13 protein-coding genes are annotated in these 13,512 nt (G+C 57.4%); 3 read left to right on the forward strand and 10 right to left on the reverse strand.

Translation table 11 applies throughout. The features are described from left to right. Positions 1–13: 13 nt before the first annotated feature. The 8 genes from AB5Y97_RS07885 to AB5Y97_RS07920 form a co-directional block, all read right to left on the reverse strand. A complete protein-coding gene (locus tag AB5Y97_RS07885) occupies positions 14–1,282 on the reverse strand; it encodes an IS4-like element ISAeme4 family transposase (RefSeq protein ID WP_041206016.1) in 1,269 nt (422 codons plus the stop codon). Between the two features lie 69 nt (positions 1,283–1,351). Then, positions 1,352–1,990, reverse strand: a complete 639-nt coding sequence (gene fliB / locus AB5Y97_RS07890) for a flagellin lysine-N-methylase (RefSeq protein WP_368157483.1) — start codon at positions 1,988–1,990, stop codon at positions 1,352–1,354. Positions 1,991–2,141: 151 nt separating this feature from the next. After that, positions 2,142–2,801 carry a hypothetical protein gene (locus AB5Y97_RS07895; protein ID WP_368157485.1) on the reverse strand — a complete coding sequence of 220 codons (660 nt, stop codon included), beginning with the start codon at positions 2,799–2,801 and terminating at the stop codon, positions 2,142–2,144. Between the two features lie 151 nt (positions 2,802–2,952). Beyond that, on the reverse strand, positions 2,953–3,267 hold the full coding sequence (locus tag AB5Y97_RS07900) for a hypothetical protein (protein WP_368157487.1): 315 nt from the start codon (positions 3,265–3,267) through the stop codon (positions 2,953–2,955). Continuing rightward, positions 3,264–3,689 (reverse strand): flagellar export chaperone FliS, encoded by a 426-nt coding sequence (gene fliS, locus AB5Y97_RS07905; RefSeq protein WP_201975965.1) that lies wholly within the window; start codon positions 3,687–3,689, stop codon positions 3,264–3,266. Before fliS ends, AB5Y97_RS07900 begins: the two co-directional genes overlap by 4 nt. Positions 3,690–3,714: 25 nt before the next feature. Continuing rightward, the gene (gene fliD / locus AB5Y97_RS07910) at positions 3,715–5,100 is read right to left on the reverse strand and encodes a flagellar filament capping protein FliD (RefSeq protein ID WP_368157619.1); all 1,386 of its coding nucleotides are present in this window, start codon (positions 5,098–5,100) and stop codon (positions 3,715–3,717) included. A 25-nt stretch (positions 5,101–5,125) separates the two neighbouring features. Further along, the gene (locus tag AB5Y97_RS07915) at positions 5,126–5,581 is read right to left on the reverse strand and encodes a flagellar protein FlaG (protein WP_368157488.1); all 456 of its coding nucleotides are present in this window, start codon (positions 5,579–5,581) and stop codon (positions 5,126–5,128) included. Between the two features lie 36 nt (positions 5,582–5,617). Then, a complete protein-coding gene (locus tag AB5Y97_RS07920; protein WP_368157490.1) occupies positions 5,618–6,436 on the reverse strand; it encodes a flagellin in 819 nt (272 codons plus the stop codon). A gap of 418 nt (positions 6,437–6,854) precedes the next feature. On the opposite strand from AB5Y97_RS07920, the gene AB5Y97_RS07925 reads away from it, so the two are divergent. Then, on the forward strand, positions 6,855–7,487 hold the full coding sequence (locus AB5Y97_RS07925) for a trimeric intracellular cation channel family protein (RefSeq protein ID WP_368157492.1): 633 nt from the start codon (positions 6,855–6,857) through the stop codon (positions 7,485–7,487). A 114-nt stretch (positions 7,488–7,601) separates the two neighbouring features. Next, a complete protein-coding gene (locus AB5Y97_RS07930; RefSeq protein WP_325782380.1) occupies positions 7,602–7,994 on the forward strand; it encodes a hypothetical protein in 393 nt (130 codons plus the stop codon). A gap of 74 nt (positions 7,995–8,068) precedes the next feature. Here the strand turns inward: AB5Y97_RS07930 and thiI are convergent, their stop codons facing one another. Further along, positions 8,069–9,517, reverse strand: coding sequence for a tRNA uracil 4-sulfurtransferase ThiI (gene thiI / locus AB5Y97_RS07935; protein WP_368157494.1), 1,449 nt, complete (start codon positions 9,515–9,517; stop codon positions 8,069–8,071). A gap of 178 nt (positions 9,518–9,695) precedes the next feature. On the opposite strand from thiI, the gene AB5Y97_RS07940 reads away from it, so the two are divergent. After that, entirely contained in the window at positions 9,696–10,661 is a 966-nt protein-coding gene (locus tag AB5Y97_RS07940) for a hypothetical protein (protein ID WP_368157495.1), read from the forward strand. 426 nt (positions 10,662–11,087) lie between these two features. Here AB5Y97_RS07940 and pbpC read toward each other — a convergent pair whose 3' ends face one another. Continuing rightward, complete coding sequence (pbpC, locus tag AB5Y97_RS07945) at positions 11,088–13,511, reverse strand: penicillin-binding protein 1C (RefSeq protein ID WP_368157496.1); 2,424 nt, start codon at positions 13,509–13,511, stop codon at positions 11,088–11,090. Position 13,512: the final 1 nt, after the last annotated feature.

Consider the following 13,512-nt stretch of genomic DNA (forward strand, 5'->3'; position numbering starts at 1 on the left):
CATATACAGGACCTTAAGAAAACACTTCATTTGAAATTCCTTCTAAGGTCCTGTTCTGTATCGATTTTCGCTGCTTGGTTCGACGGGCATTTTTCGCCAAGTAAACGGCAGCCCATTCCAGACGCTCTCTTATTTCCACCAACACCCGATGAGCCACCGCTTCCAATAACGGGAACCACCAGGTTCCGCTATTTTTCGCCGCTTTCAGTGTGGATAAACCGTCCCCCATCAGCGTCTGAGCTACCCGTCTTTTCATCACCAGCGACAACAGGCTGGCCCACACCAGCCCCTCGGCAATGGCTTTCTGACCTGTCACAAAGCCCTTGAGCCGGTTGTGCGACTTCCACTCCTTAAACAGCAGCTCCACCTGCCAACGACAGCGGTACAGGCTCATCACCCGCTCTGCTGGCCATGCCTCTCGTGGCAGATTGGTCATCCAGATACAGAACCGTTTCTCCTCGGCAAACCAGCGTCGGATCAGCCGATACTCGAACTTGCCCGATTTCACCACCATATCCAGTACCTCTGCCCGACAGTGCCGCCGTCCAGCATCCTTGAGTGACAGGCCCGCCAGCTTCGGCACTTCCCGTTCGTCACCGCGCCATGCCCGGATAATCTTCGGGTTCAGGCTCTTACTACCCCTGACCAGATAGAAACCGCCCGCCTCGTTTAGTTTCGCAAAGTAGGCCATATCGATGTAACCCGCGTCCGCCAACAGCAGGCTGTTATTGAGCCGCTCGGGCTCAGGCAGGAACTGGCGCTCTGACGCCGTATCGGCAGAGACCTGCATGCAAACTGGACTTTGCTCCAATAGAGACATGAGCATATGACACTCGATTGCCGCCGGGCTAATGGTCTTGAACCTTCCCGGAAACACTTCGGCCAGGCTTTTGTGGACGGCAAAGGAAGTACCATCCTGCAACAACACCTGTTTGAATGCGCCAAGGGATGCAGTCTTCATCTGTTGGCCGATACGCAAGGCGATAGCCCGTTCAACCAGCGCCTTCATGAACAGGGCGAACGACGCTTTGCGCAACTGGTTGTGAAAGGGCTTGTAGGAAACCTGATGGGCATCAACCAGTTGCAAGGCATTGAAATGATGGTGCAATCCAGCGATACCATCGACCTGGTCGCAGCCAAGTGCCCGCAAGAGTGCAGTCACCAGCATGGCAGGCGTAATGGCTCGTTTGCGCAAGCAAAATTGGCAGTCACGGGCAATGCGGTCGAGTTCGGCAGGAGAGAGAAGTTGCTCAAGATAGTGGTTGGCATCGATAATGGTCATGGCTTCGTGCGTGGCGGTTTTGTTTGGCGATAAAATCAGATCACAATCGAAGCCATTTTTATATCTATTTCAATTGGTTGCTGCTAAAGATCCTGTACATGATTGTTCGATAAATGCCTGATGTGACCCCTTGCTTTCATCCCTATGCACCAGCATACCGATCAGCCACAACTTGTCTTCTATCGTCATACCATCGGCAAGCAGCACGTCGATGCTCAATGAATGCAGTGTATCGAGGGAGCTGGAGACAGGGGAGGTCTTGGCTTGTCCCTTGAATGGGGTAACGTCAACCATCATGGCATCTGGATTCAAGAGCACCTGCCTGCTCACTTCCGGGCAGGAGAGCATCAGGCTTCGCCTGTGCTGGGTACCAAATTGCCGCAACTGCCTGGGGTAGGTCTTACAAGTGTGACTCAGTGCCTCGGCCCCCATCTTCTTATGTACATTGCATAATCCGACACCGTCCAGAAAGGGGCAGGCGCCAGACTCGTCCATACGGATAGTCCCCCAGTGAGCGTCTGACTTTTTCACCTTCTCAATATGTTGTCTGGCAGTGCTTTGAATCAGCTGATCCGGGTGACTGACATAATGACGATAGGTCTTCTTGTCGATGGATATCGTCCATCCATGGCAGCAATTATCCTCACATTGATCGCCAATACAGTGAAAATCCGTGTAATACCTGGGGGTTACCAGGGTATGGGCCATGACGGTGTCCTCAAGAAAATAATCCGGATTCACCTACCCCTTTCAAGAACGTAGGTTTCATTAAGACGCAAAGTGCATGCCTACATAACAGGCAATCATCACCTAATGGGTATTAGGGAAGAGCTAACATCCTTATTGACTCCCCCCTTAGTTACTGGCTATCGTTGGAACTTTCCATTTGTTTCATTTCTACGAGATCACGTGTCTTCGGTGCAGGTATCAAGCTAATAAATCTGGCCAGACTTAGCAGTGTCATGAAGAGACCAACGGTCGCGTGAAAAAGCAGTACAGAGGCAGCCATAGTGCTTTTTGGCAATAAGTCGAAATCACCAAATGATGTCATCGTGATAAAACTGCTATAAATACCACCGAAGACAGTTCCCGTTCCCGGCTGCCATTTGTGATCAAAGTCAGCGGCCATCACCGTATAGGTGCACGCCAACCAAAGTATGATTTCGAAGTAATTGTGCAGTAGCAACAATACGATACGACGGTAACCCTCTAATCTGTATTCCCCCCCTGCTTTTACGACCCGATACTCATCGAACAACAAGACATTCGTCTGGTATACGACGATCTCAAAGGTTCGAAGAAAACCATAGCCCATAAAAAAATATCCCATCACAGGATAGGGTGAGTAAACAGCGACCACGACTGCCACCATGGAAAGGACAAGGTGACTCAGCACCCAGCAATCGACAAATCGAGCAGTGATGGCTGTAGGGAACAGTTTCCTTACCAGGGTAAATACTGAAACTTTTGCCAATACGCCAAAAATACTCGACCAGAACTCAACAATAAATGAAGGCATATAACGACCTAAACGCTTGCATACGGCTCATGTTCACTTTATGTCAGGAAAGCAAAGTGAACGCTCGACAATGTAAAAAGATAGATAATCCATCACTGCTGCTCGTGACGCCTATCACACCAAGCGACAAACAACCTTGGCTATCTAGATCTTACCTATTCCCATGATAGGTAGACTTTGCCTTGTTGGCCCTGCCGAGGGCCACTATCTGCATGGCAATCTCATTCTTAAACGTTTCAGCCAGACTTCTCAGCCTCTCTTCTTTTGCTAGTTGGTCTCTGACCAAGGTAGCCATTTCCGCTGACGCCATCTTCTGTTGCCGAGAAAAGTCCTTCAGTGCCGTGATGATCGCCAAACGCTCATCCATACAAGCTAGGGCCTTTTCATATTGATGGCTCGCCAATAGTCGCTGCAGTGTCGCGATATTATTGGTCAAGGCATCTTCATAATCGTTCAGCTCACTCACAACACACTCCCTGACGCTTGTCTTAGCTGAAATCCCTGCTGCTTATCCGCGTCGGTGATTTGATCCCAAGCCGATTTGATCGTCACCATCAGTGTCATGACCTCGTCGAGAGGCTGGATGTCAAGTCGCACGCTGGCGTCCCAGATGCGCTCATCCATGTAGGCATAGAGCGCAAACAGATCCTCTGCGATCTGCCCCTGCGTCATGTCCAGAGCATCCTGAAGGCCATGCACCAGTCCCTGAGCCTTGGAGATGGTTCTGGCCTTTGCCTCCATGTCCTTGCGCTCTATGGCTCCCTTCGCCTGTGCGAGGCACTCCAGAAGTCCTTGCATCATCAGCTGAATGACCCTATGGGGATCCGCAACCACCAGGTCCGCTTCGATACTGGTTGTCTTATATGCCTTCAGATTACGGTGGTACATAACATGGGTCCTCGAAATATCACTCTCAGTTATTGTTTATTTGCAATGCTGACAGCGCTGCCGCTGAGTTATTCATTTTCACGAGCAGGGCATCCAGGCTGCCGTATTGGGCGCGCAAGGCGGCTTCATATTTAACCAGCTGCTCATTGGTGGTGGCCTGTTTCTGACTCAGGCTGCGCAGATCTGAATTAAGGGTATCGGTCCGTTGCGCCAGCATGCCCCCTGACTTGGTGTACTCCTTCAGACCCTTAGTCAGGGTCGCCGCCAACCCCTCATCCCCGCCAAGCAGAGCCGCCACCTGATCGAAGTTCTTGTCGACCGCCTCGCCAAATTTCTCTTTATCGAGGGAGAGCTTGCCCTTGTTGTCCATCTTGACACCAAGCTCGAAGATGGTGGAATAGGTGGTGCTGGTGCCGCCCGGGTTGGTAATGACGTTGGTCATGAAGTTGCTGATGGCCCGGGTAACGGAATCTCCCGCCAGGGCCCCGCCATCATCCTGACGCACACCACCGACGATGCTGTTGCGCTTGCCCAAGCCGCTCAGTTTCTCCTGCAGCGCGTTGTAGCCATCGATAAACTTCTGCACCGTCTCTTCGATGGCGGTCTTGTCGGTGGTGATATCTACCTTGTTGGACTTGAGATCGCCATTGCTGTCGGTGTCGGAGACCCGCAGCACGGTCAGCTTCAGATCCTGGATGACGTCATCGAAGACATTGGTGTCACTCTTGAGCACATTGCCATCGACCAGGATCTTGGCGCTGGACGCCTGTTGCGTCTCTGCCATTTTGCCCGTGAACTTATCTTGCAGTTCGGTCGTGCTGCCCGAGATGACCAGATCCTTGCCATCTCCCGAGATCCCTGAATCGATGACAAGCTTCGCCTTGCCATCGGCGGTATTGACGATGTTGGCACTGAGCCCGAAGTTGTCGCCATCATTGTTGATGCGCTTGCGGATAGTTTGCAGGGTATCCCCCGCCTTGACATCGACCGTGAACTCTTTGTCCCCCGCCTTGAAGGTCAACTGGCCATCCTGGGTAACAAGCACCGCCGTCGAACTGTCAAAGATGCCCGCCTGGCGGCTGGTGGTTGCCAACTTGTTGACGGTGATATTGTACTGACCGTTGGAGGTGCCACTCTTGCTCTCCACTGCCAGCACAGGATCATCCTTGTTCTGGGTGATATTAATGGCTCGCTTGTTGAAAGCGCCGGGCTTGCTCAAGGTATCCAGGATATCGGTGAAGGCAGAGAGGGAGGACTTGAGCTGGCCTATGCCAGACAAGGTGATATTGGTGCTGTTCTGCTTGATGGTGATGGGCTGCTGCAACTGCGCCTTCCTGGCGGCCACGCTCGCCGAGATCACGCTCTCGAGATCGATGCCAGACCCCGCCCCGGCGGAGGTAATCGCCATAATATGCTCCTCTTATCTCGTTAAAAACCTATACCTGACCGTCGAACAGCAGCCCGGAGAGGCCGGAGCCATCGCCCTGATGCTGCCCCATCTCCTGTAGCCGCTTGTTCATCTGGAGGATCTCCTCGCTCGGGATCTGGCGGATCACCTGCTTGGTCTCGGCATCGATTACCTTGATCACCGGTCGATCAAACTCGGGCACCAGGCTGAAATGGATAGCCCACCCCTTCAGTTTGCCCAAGCTGGTCAATTTCTCTTGCAATTCTTGGGCCTGCTTTTCAGTTTCATCATTATTCTTGGATGATGACGCTGTGGCCTTCGAAGGCTCTTCCTTCGCAGTCTTGTTTGCCAGGTCGGCGCTTCCTTGCTCGACGGTTTGCTCCTCAGCAGAGGCCGATGGCGCAGAAACAGGCATGGCGGCCCGAGGGCCGCCATGGGAAGTGAGCGTCGAGGTAGAAGCCATGACGATGGGTTCATTGGCCATCTGCCGCTCCTTATTCAGAGGTTAACCTGGACCGTCTTAGCGACCCAGCAGCGACAGAGCCGACTGCGGACGCTGGTTCGCCTGGGCCAGGATGCTGGAGGCGGCCTGCTGCAGGATATTCTGCTTGGTCATATTGGCGGTCTCGGTGGCGAAGTCCGCGTCGCGGATGCGGGAACGGGCGGCGCTGACGTTTTCCGAGATATTGGCTTGGTTGCGAATAGTCGAATCCAACCGGTTTTGCACCGCACCCAGGTCTGCCCGGTAGCCATCCACGGTTTTAATGACGTCATCAATCTTACCAAGCGCTGTTTGAGCCCCATCTGCATCTTTTATGTCAAAAGTATCAATCTTCAAAGTAGCAGCACTCATGGCTTTGAGATCGATACTGATCACTTGGTTAGTATCCACTCCCACTTGGAATTTGTATTTTTTATCCGCAGCAAAGAGTTTCGTGCCTGCAAAGGTGGTATCGCTACCGATCCGGGTAATTTCTTCCCGCAGCGCAACCACCTCTTTTTGCAAGGCTGCACGATCGTCATCGCTGTTAGTATCATTCGCAGATTGCTGAGCCAGAGTACGCATACGTTGCAACATACTAGTCACCTCGTCCATAGCCCCTTCTGCGGTCTGAGCCATGGAAATACCGTCGTTGGCGTTGCGGTTGCCCTGATCCAGGCCGTTGATCTGGGAGGTCATCCGGCTGGAGATCTGCAGACCGGCCGCATCGTCCTTGGCGCTGTTGATACGCAGGCCTGAAGCAAGGCGGGTATAGGAGGTATCCAGCGACTTGCCGGAGTTCATCAAGTTGCGCTGGGCGTTGAGGGACGAGACGTTGGTGCTGATGTACATGGACATATTGAATTCTCCTGATGAGTCTAAAACTGCGGATCCCAGAGCACACGGCGATTGAGATCCTTCGTCAGTCCGCAGGGCCAATCCGCTGCCGGTGACTGAGGCAGATCTGATTCAACGTGGTGATGACCAGATCCGCAGCACTGCAAAAAGTTGGATTTCCTGACACCCTTCCATTTGCTTCCCCCTTAGTAACGGCACCACAGCCCGATGCTTTAGAACATTTTTCGCCTCAAAGAGGATAAATCTGTACTGAATCCCACCATGGCCGTATTGCGGCCTGATGCTGCCCACTTGCCTACCTCAACCCCTGACCCAGAAACCGGCGCTGGCTCTCACTTTTGCACTCCTCCATTGTTCATCCCCACGGCTTGCCCCTAAAATCGCCGCCCCATCATCTATTGGACGTGAGTTGTTCTCCATGCAGACTCTGGTTGAGCAGATTGTTTACATCAGCGACATGTTTGGTACTGCGGTATTTGCGTTTTCGGGGGTATTGGTGGCCGGGCGGCTCAGGATGGATGGTTTCGGTGTCATGGTGCTGGCCGCGGTCACCGCCATCGGCGGCGGCACCATCCGCGACATGATCCTGGGGGCGACCCCGGTGTTCTGGGTGCGCGACACCCTCTATATCTGGGTAGTGATCGCCACGGCGCTCATCGGCATGTGGATGGTCAAGTTGCCCCGCCGCATGCCCTGGTATGTGTTGCCAGTGGCCGATGCCTTCGGGCTGGCGCTCTTTACGGTGATCGGCGCCCAGAAGGCGCTCAATTTCGGCACCTCCGGGCTGATTGCCGTCCTCATGGGGACCATGACCGGGGTGGCGGGCGGTATGATCCGTGACGTACTGGCCCGGGAAGTGCCCATGGTGCTGCAAAAGGAGATCTACGCCACCGCCTGCATCCTGGGGGGCATCCTCTATACCTTGTCGCTGGAGGTCGGGGTAGACAGGGTCAGCGCCATGCTCATCAGCATGCTCGGGGTGTTTGGTCTGCGGGTAGCGGCTATCTACTGGCACCTCTCCCTGCCCACCTTCTCGCTGCAGCGCAACTGAGAAGCCTCAGAGTGGGCGAGATCCCATCCCGGCAGGGACAAGATTGAACCAAGTCCGCTTTTCTGTTGTCATACAGGAGTCGTTTCAATCCGGACTCTCTCAATGCATTCTCTCATGCAAAAACTTGGGCTTATTACCACGTTTGTTCTGATGACGGTCGCGGCGGCTCATGCGGGGGCACAGGCCCTGTTCGGGCGTCTGGCATCCACCCCGGTGCAGCAGTTCAACCAGCAGATCCGTCAGGCGAGCAGCAGTCAGCAAGGCTGGGTCAACGACTATCGCGAAGTGGCTCGCCGCTTCGTCGGCCATAAAGATGTACCCACCCGTATCCATGCTCAACAGCTGGACAACGATCTGGTGCTCTCGGTGGCCCTTGATGGCCAGCGTAGCGACATGCTCTACATCCTGACCCTGTTTCGCAGCAACAACCTGTGGCAGATGCGTCAGGCCGAGATGGGCTGGCGCTGTCAGGGTCAGGAAACCTTCACCCCGGTCCCCTGTCCCTGACCCTCTGCATCCATGGAAGTGAAATAAAAAATCCGGCGCCTTGGCCGGATTTTTTATGGGCGAGGGTCAACCGCTCAGGGACGATAGACCTTGACGTTGGCAAAGCCCTTCTCCTTGAGGTAAAGCGCCTGCAACTTGCTCATTACGCCGCGATCGCAGTAGAGCAGGTAGGTCTTCTCTTGCGGCAGATCGCCAAAGGCGGTGGCCAGCTTGAAGAAGGGGATGTGCAGCACCTCGCGCCCTTCCACCACCAGCGGCTTCTCGTCGTGCTCCTCCACGGAGCGGATATCCAGGATCACCTCGTCATCACCGGTCGCGGCCGTGGTCTCCACCTCCTGCACCTCGGCGGCGGTCTCCTCACCGATGCGGCGGATGTCGAGGTAACGGGCCTCGGCCACCACCTTGTCCAGAATGGCGAAGTCGAAGTTGGCCTCTTCCGCCTCGATGCGGGAGAGCTCGGCCTTCACGGTCGGCTTCTTGGAAATCACGCCGCAATACTCCGGCATGGTCTCCGCGAACTCCAGGGTACCGATGCGGCGGGCTTCGCTGATGATGTCCGGCTTGTCCCAGGTGATGAGCGGGCGCAGGATCACCTTGTCGGTCACCCGGTCGATGACGTTCAGGTTGGTGAGGGTCTGGCTGGAAACCTGGCCAACGCACTCACCGGTCACCAGGGCCGGGATCTGGAACTCGTCGGCCACCTTGGCAGCGGCACGCATCATCATCCGCTTGAGCACCACCCCCATCTGGCCGTTGTCGATCTTCTCGAGGATCTCGGCCACCACGGGCTCGAAGTCCACCGCGGTGAAACGCACCCGATGGGAAGAGCCGAAGCGGTTCCACAGGTGATAGGCCACCTGCTTGACGCCAATCTCGTGAGCGGCACCGCCTAGATTGAAGAAGCAGTAGTGCACCCGGCAGCCGCGCTTGATGAACTGGAAGGAGGCCACACCGGAGTCAAACCCGCCGGAGAGCAAGCTCAGCACATCTTCCTGGGTGGCGATGGGCATGCCGCTCAGCCCCTGGTGGATGGCGCTGACGATGAAAAGCTCCTCGCCATCGATCTCGAGGTTGATCTTCACATCCGGGTTCTTGAGGCGCACGCCGTTGCTCACGCAGTGCTGGTTCAAACCACCGCCCACGTAGCGCTCCACTTCGAGGGAGGAGAACTCGTGCTTGCCGTGGCGCTTGGCACGCACGCAGAAGGTCTTGCCCTCGAGCTGATCACCCCAGACGGCTTTCACCTGCTCGAAGATGTCGTGCAGGTCGGTAAACTTGCTGGCCTGCACCTCGAGGAAGGCCTGAATGCCGGGGATGCAGGCCAGGGCTTCGATGGCCTGCTCGCGGAACTGGTCATTGCGGGAGCTCACGATCAGCTTGTCCCAATCCATCCGCACCCGGGCATCGTCGTCGAAGCGGCGCAGGACATTGCGGATATTGCCCTGCAGGATCTTGATAAAGCGCTGGCGAACCGACTTGCTCTTGATGGTGATTTCAGGGAACAGCTTGATAATGAACTTCATGGTAATGACTCGGGTGACCTTGATTTAAGGGCGCGAATTATATCAGAACTTTGTGGCCAGCGCCTACTGGATGAGCGTTTGCTCACATTCCCCCACGCAGTGTTTGCCGTGCAGCGCCAATCTTGCGTATATTCCCGACCCTGCACCCCGGCACCACTTCTGGCGACAGACCGATACGATGAAGACCTATATCTACTACCCCGGTATGGAGGTACGCGACGAGCTCTGGCTCAAATTTGCCCTGCTCTATCTGGAGCGGCTCGCCTTTGTCTTCACCGTCAGTGAAAAAAGTGGCCTAACCACCCTGCTCGATACCCTGCAGCAGCAGACCGATCTGCTGGCCGAGCGGCCCGATGCCGCCTTCTTTGCCGCCATCACTCCCCAATTGGAGAGCCAGATCAGCGGCCTGGTGGCCCCCGATTTCGTGCGCCACAAGGTATTTGGCAACAAGGAGCTGATTAGCCGCTGGCGACAGGGCGCCAACCACGACTGCTTCTGCCCCGCGCAAGCGGGACTGGAGCGGCTGCACGGCTTTTGTCTGACTCACGGCCTTGCAACCCGGGATGAGGGGGGGATCAGAATGGCGCGGCGCTTTGCCAACCTGCTCTCCATGCGCCTTGCCCGTGAGTGGGCACTCGCCAATGACGGGGCGCTTATTACCGATCACGACTATCTCGACCGCCTGCTCCACCTGCTCGAATCCCGCTACCACAATCGCGGTGGTCAGGATTGCTTCCACCTCGAGATCCCTTTGCAAGTACCCACTCACCTCGGCGAGATCTCCTTCGCCGAGCTTATCGCCCTGCGCGGGCGCTGCGGCTTTCGCCAGCAGTTAGCCGAATTTCATCTGGCCCTCGACAACCTGCTCACCATGCTGGGTAGCGGCTATGCCGACCCGGCGGCCCTGACCCGCTTTGAGCAGGCTCAGCAAGGGCTCAATCAACTGCTCGGGCCCGAGACCCTCAGCATGCCGCTCACCACCCTGGTCAGCACCAGCCTGCCCGCCGTAGCCATGCTCCACCAGTTAAAGGCGAGCCACCCCGAAAGCAACCTCATCTTCCATCCCATCAAGAAGAGCCACTTTCACCAGCGCAAGAGCCAGCACTTCTTCACCCGGCTCGGCCATCTGCGCCACCCGGGCTGAACCGGCGGAATGAAAAAGGGGTTGGCGCCTGCCAACCCCTTTCGCTTTCTTCGGCCTACCAATCATCACCCCGGTGATTGGCCCGCTCTTGTGCGTCACGGCGTGCTTCCATCGCCCTGTCACGGCGGATATTGGCAGGGGTACAGGCAAACTGTTTCTGATAACAACGTACAAAACTCTCGGAAGCGGGTTCGAAAGGTGAATAGAACCCGGTTCGTTCAGGAGAAACATGGTGATCACCATGATTGGTAGTGGCACAGCCCGAACTCATCAGCACCAGCAAGGGACACAAAACACGCAGCAAAAGAGAACTCCCGATTGGATTTGAATGAACTCGCAATTATTCAAAAATTAATTCATCCAATCAAATATTGATGCATTTCAAATGGTTAATTACATTCACCTCAATGGCTGTCGGCAAAACGCTCAACGGGTGATGGTGCCGGCATCACTGTCAGGATGCACCACGCGAAACTCGATGCGATCGCTGTTGCCCGCCTCGTCCACCACCACCAGCTGATAACGACCCGCCACGCTCAGTACCTGATCGCCATCCCAACGCAGCCGCTGGCCGTTGAGAAACCAGGCTGGCTTGCCAACGCCACCCAGCACCTTGGGCTGCAATCGGTAACGCTGACTGCGGATAAGATTGCCCTCCCCCAGCGCCACGATGCGAATGGGGGCCTGCAGCTCTGCGCTCTGCCCCTCCCCCGCACAACCACTGGCCAGCAGCACCTGCCGCCGCTCGCCGGGCGTTCGCCATGGCTCCAGCGACAGCGGCCAGAGGGCCCGAAAGCCGGATTTCGCCGTATCGGGGCAGCGTGCCAGGGTCGGCTTGCCCTCGGCGGTCAACGCCACTTGCCGCAGCGGCGAGGGCCAGTCCATGGGATCTGGCAAGGTGGGGGGATCGCGCCCTTCCAGCAACCAGGCGCTCTGGCGCTGCAGACAGGCCTCAGACAGGGTCGCGCTCATTTTGCGCCCCAGCGGCCAGCAGATCTCGGCCTCGCTCACCGTGTTGGGCTGTGCCGGCAGGGGACTGTTGTCAGCCAGCCGCGAGTAGACCGAGAGCAGCAGCGGCACCGCCGCGCTCTGGCCGTAAAAACCGGGCATGGGGGTACCGTCGGGGCGCCCCAGCCAGACGCCGATGGTCCAGCGACCGGAGACCCCTATCGCCCAGCTGTCGCGATAGCCATAGCTGGTGCCGGTCTTCCAGGCCAGTCGGTTGACCCTGCCGGTTGCCTCGCTGGCAAAAGGCTGATCAGCCCGTCCCTGCGCGCTCAATATTTGCCAGATGATCCAGGCCGCTCCCGGGCTCAGCAAGGGGCGTGACACCGCCTGCTGCCCCGCCAGCCAGACCGGCATCGCCACCTGCCCCTGCCGGGTCAGCGAGCTGTAGAGCGCCACCAACTGCTCAAGCCGGATCCCCGCAGCCCCCAGCGCGATAGCCGGATTAGGTTTGTCGGAGAGCGCCAGCCGCACTCCGGCGTTGTCGAGGCGGCTGACCAGCTTGTCGGGCCCGAGCGCCTCCAGCACCTGCACCGCCGGTACATTGAGGGATTGCTGCAGCGCCTGGGCAAGGGTCACCGGCCCCTGAAAGGCACCGGAAAAGTTGGCGGGGCGATAGTCAGAGCCCAGCCTTGGCGCATCGGAAAGCAGGGAGGCCGAGTGCACCAAGCCCTCATCCATGGCCAGGCCGTAGATAAAAGGCTTCAGCGTAGAGCCGGGGGAGCGGATCGCCTGCACCATGTCGAGATAACCGTGGCGGCGCAAATTGCCATACTCGGCGCTGCCCACATAGGCGCGCACCGCCATGGTTTTGTTGTCTACCAGCAGCAGGGCGGCAGAAGTTTGCTCGGGGAAGCGGCGGATATAGCTCGCCACCCGTCCCTCCAGCCAACGCTGCAGATCGCCATCTATAGTGGTGTGCACCAACGCTCCCGCCTGATGGTCGGCGGCGAGGCGGGCAAATAGAGGTGCCTCCATCGGCGTGAAGTGACCGCGGGCCAGCACCGGCTCGATGCGCCCCTCCAACCAAGCCTGCTCGGGCCAGACGCCCTGTGCCACCAGCCGCTGCATCACCTTGTCACGGGCGGTGCGGGCCCGCTCGGGGTGGCGGTCCGGCCGGTTGCGACTGGGGGCCTGCGGCAGCACCGCCAACAGTGCCGCCTCGGCATAAGTCAGCTTGGCCGCGCTCTTGCCGAGATAGGCAAAACTTGCCGCCTGCCCCCCCTCCAGGTTGCCGCCAAACGGCGCCCGGTTGAGGTAGACGGTGAGCAGGGTGCGCTTGTCGTAGTGCCACTCCAGCTGCAGCGCGCGGGCCATCTGACGTAGCTTGCCGGGCACGCTCCTGTGGTAGGGCTCGATAAGGCGCGCCACCTGCATGGTGAGGGTCGAGCCGCCCGACACGGCGCGCCCATAACGCAGCCACTGCCAGATCCCGCGCACCATGGCCACCGGATTGACCCCGGGATGGCGCCAGAAGTAGCGATCCTCGTAGCCGAGCAATGCCTCGATATAGCGGGGGGAGACCTGCTCCAGGGTCACGGGGTAGCGCCACACGCCGCTGGTATCGGCAAAGGCGCGCAGCGGTCGCCCCTTCATGTCGAGCACCACCCGCGCATAGGCCGGGTCGAGCGGTGGTGGCGGGAACATGCGATCCAGCGTCAGTAATGACAGGAGCAGAGCTACAACTCCCAACACCGAGAAACACAGCCAGCGTGGCAGGCGACCAAGCCAGCGCCAGCCAGCGCGGCCACTGCGACCCAATTTCAGCCAGCCGTGCTGCCAGAAAGTGAGCGGGCGAACCCGCTCACTGGAAGGAACGTTGCTCAGAGGGCGTCTGCGACTCATC

This window comes from Aeromonas sp. R10-2, assembly GCF_040908445.1.
GTDB classification, from domain to species: Bacteria; Pseudomonadota; Gammaproteobacteria; order Enterobacterales; family Aeromonadaceae; genus Aeromonas; species Aeromonas veronii.

Excerpts from the sequence above, each read along its gene's own strand:
- AB5Y97_RS07885 (WP_041206016.1), bottom strand. The coding sequence starts at position 1,282 with ATGACCATTATCGATGCCAACCACTATCTTGAGCAACTTCTCTCTCCT.
- fliB (WP_368157483.1), bottom strand. The coding sequence starts at position 1,990 with ATGGCCCATACCCTGGTAACCCCCAGGTATTACACGGATTTTCACTGT.
- AB5Y97_RS07895 (WP_368157485.1), bottom strand. The coding sequence starts at position 2,801 with ATGCCTTCATTTATTGTTGAGTTCTGGTCGAGTATTTTTGGCGTATTG.
- fliS (WP_201975965.1), bottom strand. The coding sequence starts at position 3,689 with ATGTACCACCGTAATCTGAAGGCATATAAGACAACCAGTATCGAAGCG.
- AB5Y97_RS07915 (WP_368157488.1), bottom strand. The coding sequence starts at position 5,581 with ATGGCCAATGAACCCATCGTCATGGCTTCTACCTCGACGCTCACTTCC.
- AB5Y97_RS07920 (WP_368157490.1), bottom strand. The coding sequence starts at position 6,436 with ATGTCCATGTACATCAGCACCAACGTCTCGTCCCTCAACGCCCAGCGC.
- AB5Y97_RS07925 (WP_368157492.1), top strand. The coding sequence starts at position 6,855 with ATGCAGACTCTGGTTGAGCAGATTGTTTACATCAGCGACATGTTTGGT.
- AB5Y97_RS07930 (WP_325782380.1), top strand. The coding sequence starts at position 7,602 with ATGCAAAAACTTGGGCTTATTACCACGTTTGTTCTGATGACGGTCGCG.
- thiI (WP_368157494.1), bottom strand. The coding sequence starts at position 9,517 with ATGAAGTTCATTATCAAGCTGTTCCCTGAAATCACCATCAAGAGCAAG.
- AB5Y97_RS07940 (WP_368157495.1), top strand. The coding sequence starts at position 9,696 with ATGAAGACCTATATCTACTACCCCGGTATGGAGGTACGCGACGAGCTC.
- pbpC (WP_368157496.1), bottom strand. The coding sequence starts at position 13,511 with ATGAGTCGCAGACGCCCTCTGAGCAACGTTCCTTCCAGTGAGCGGGTT.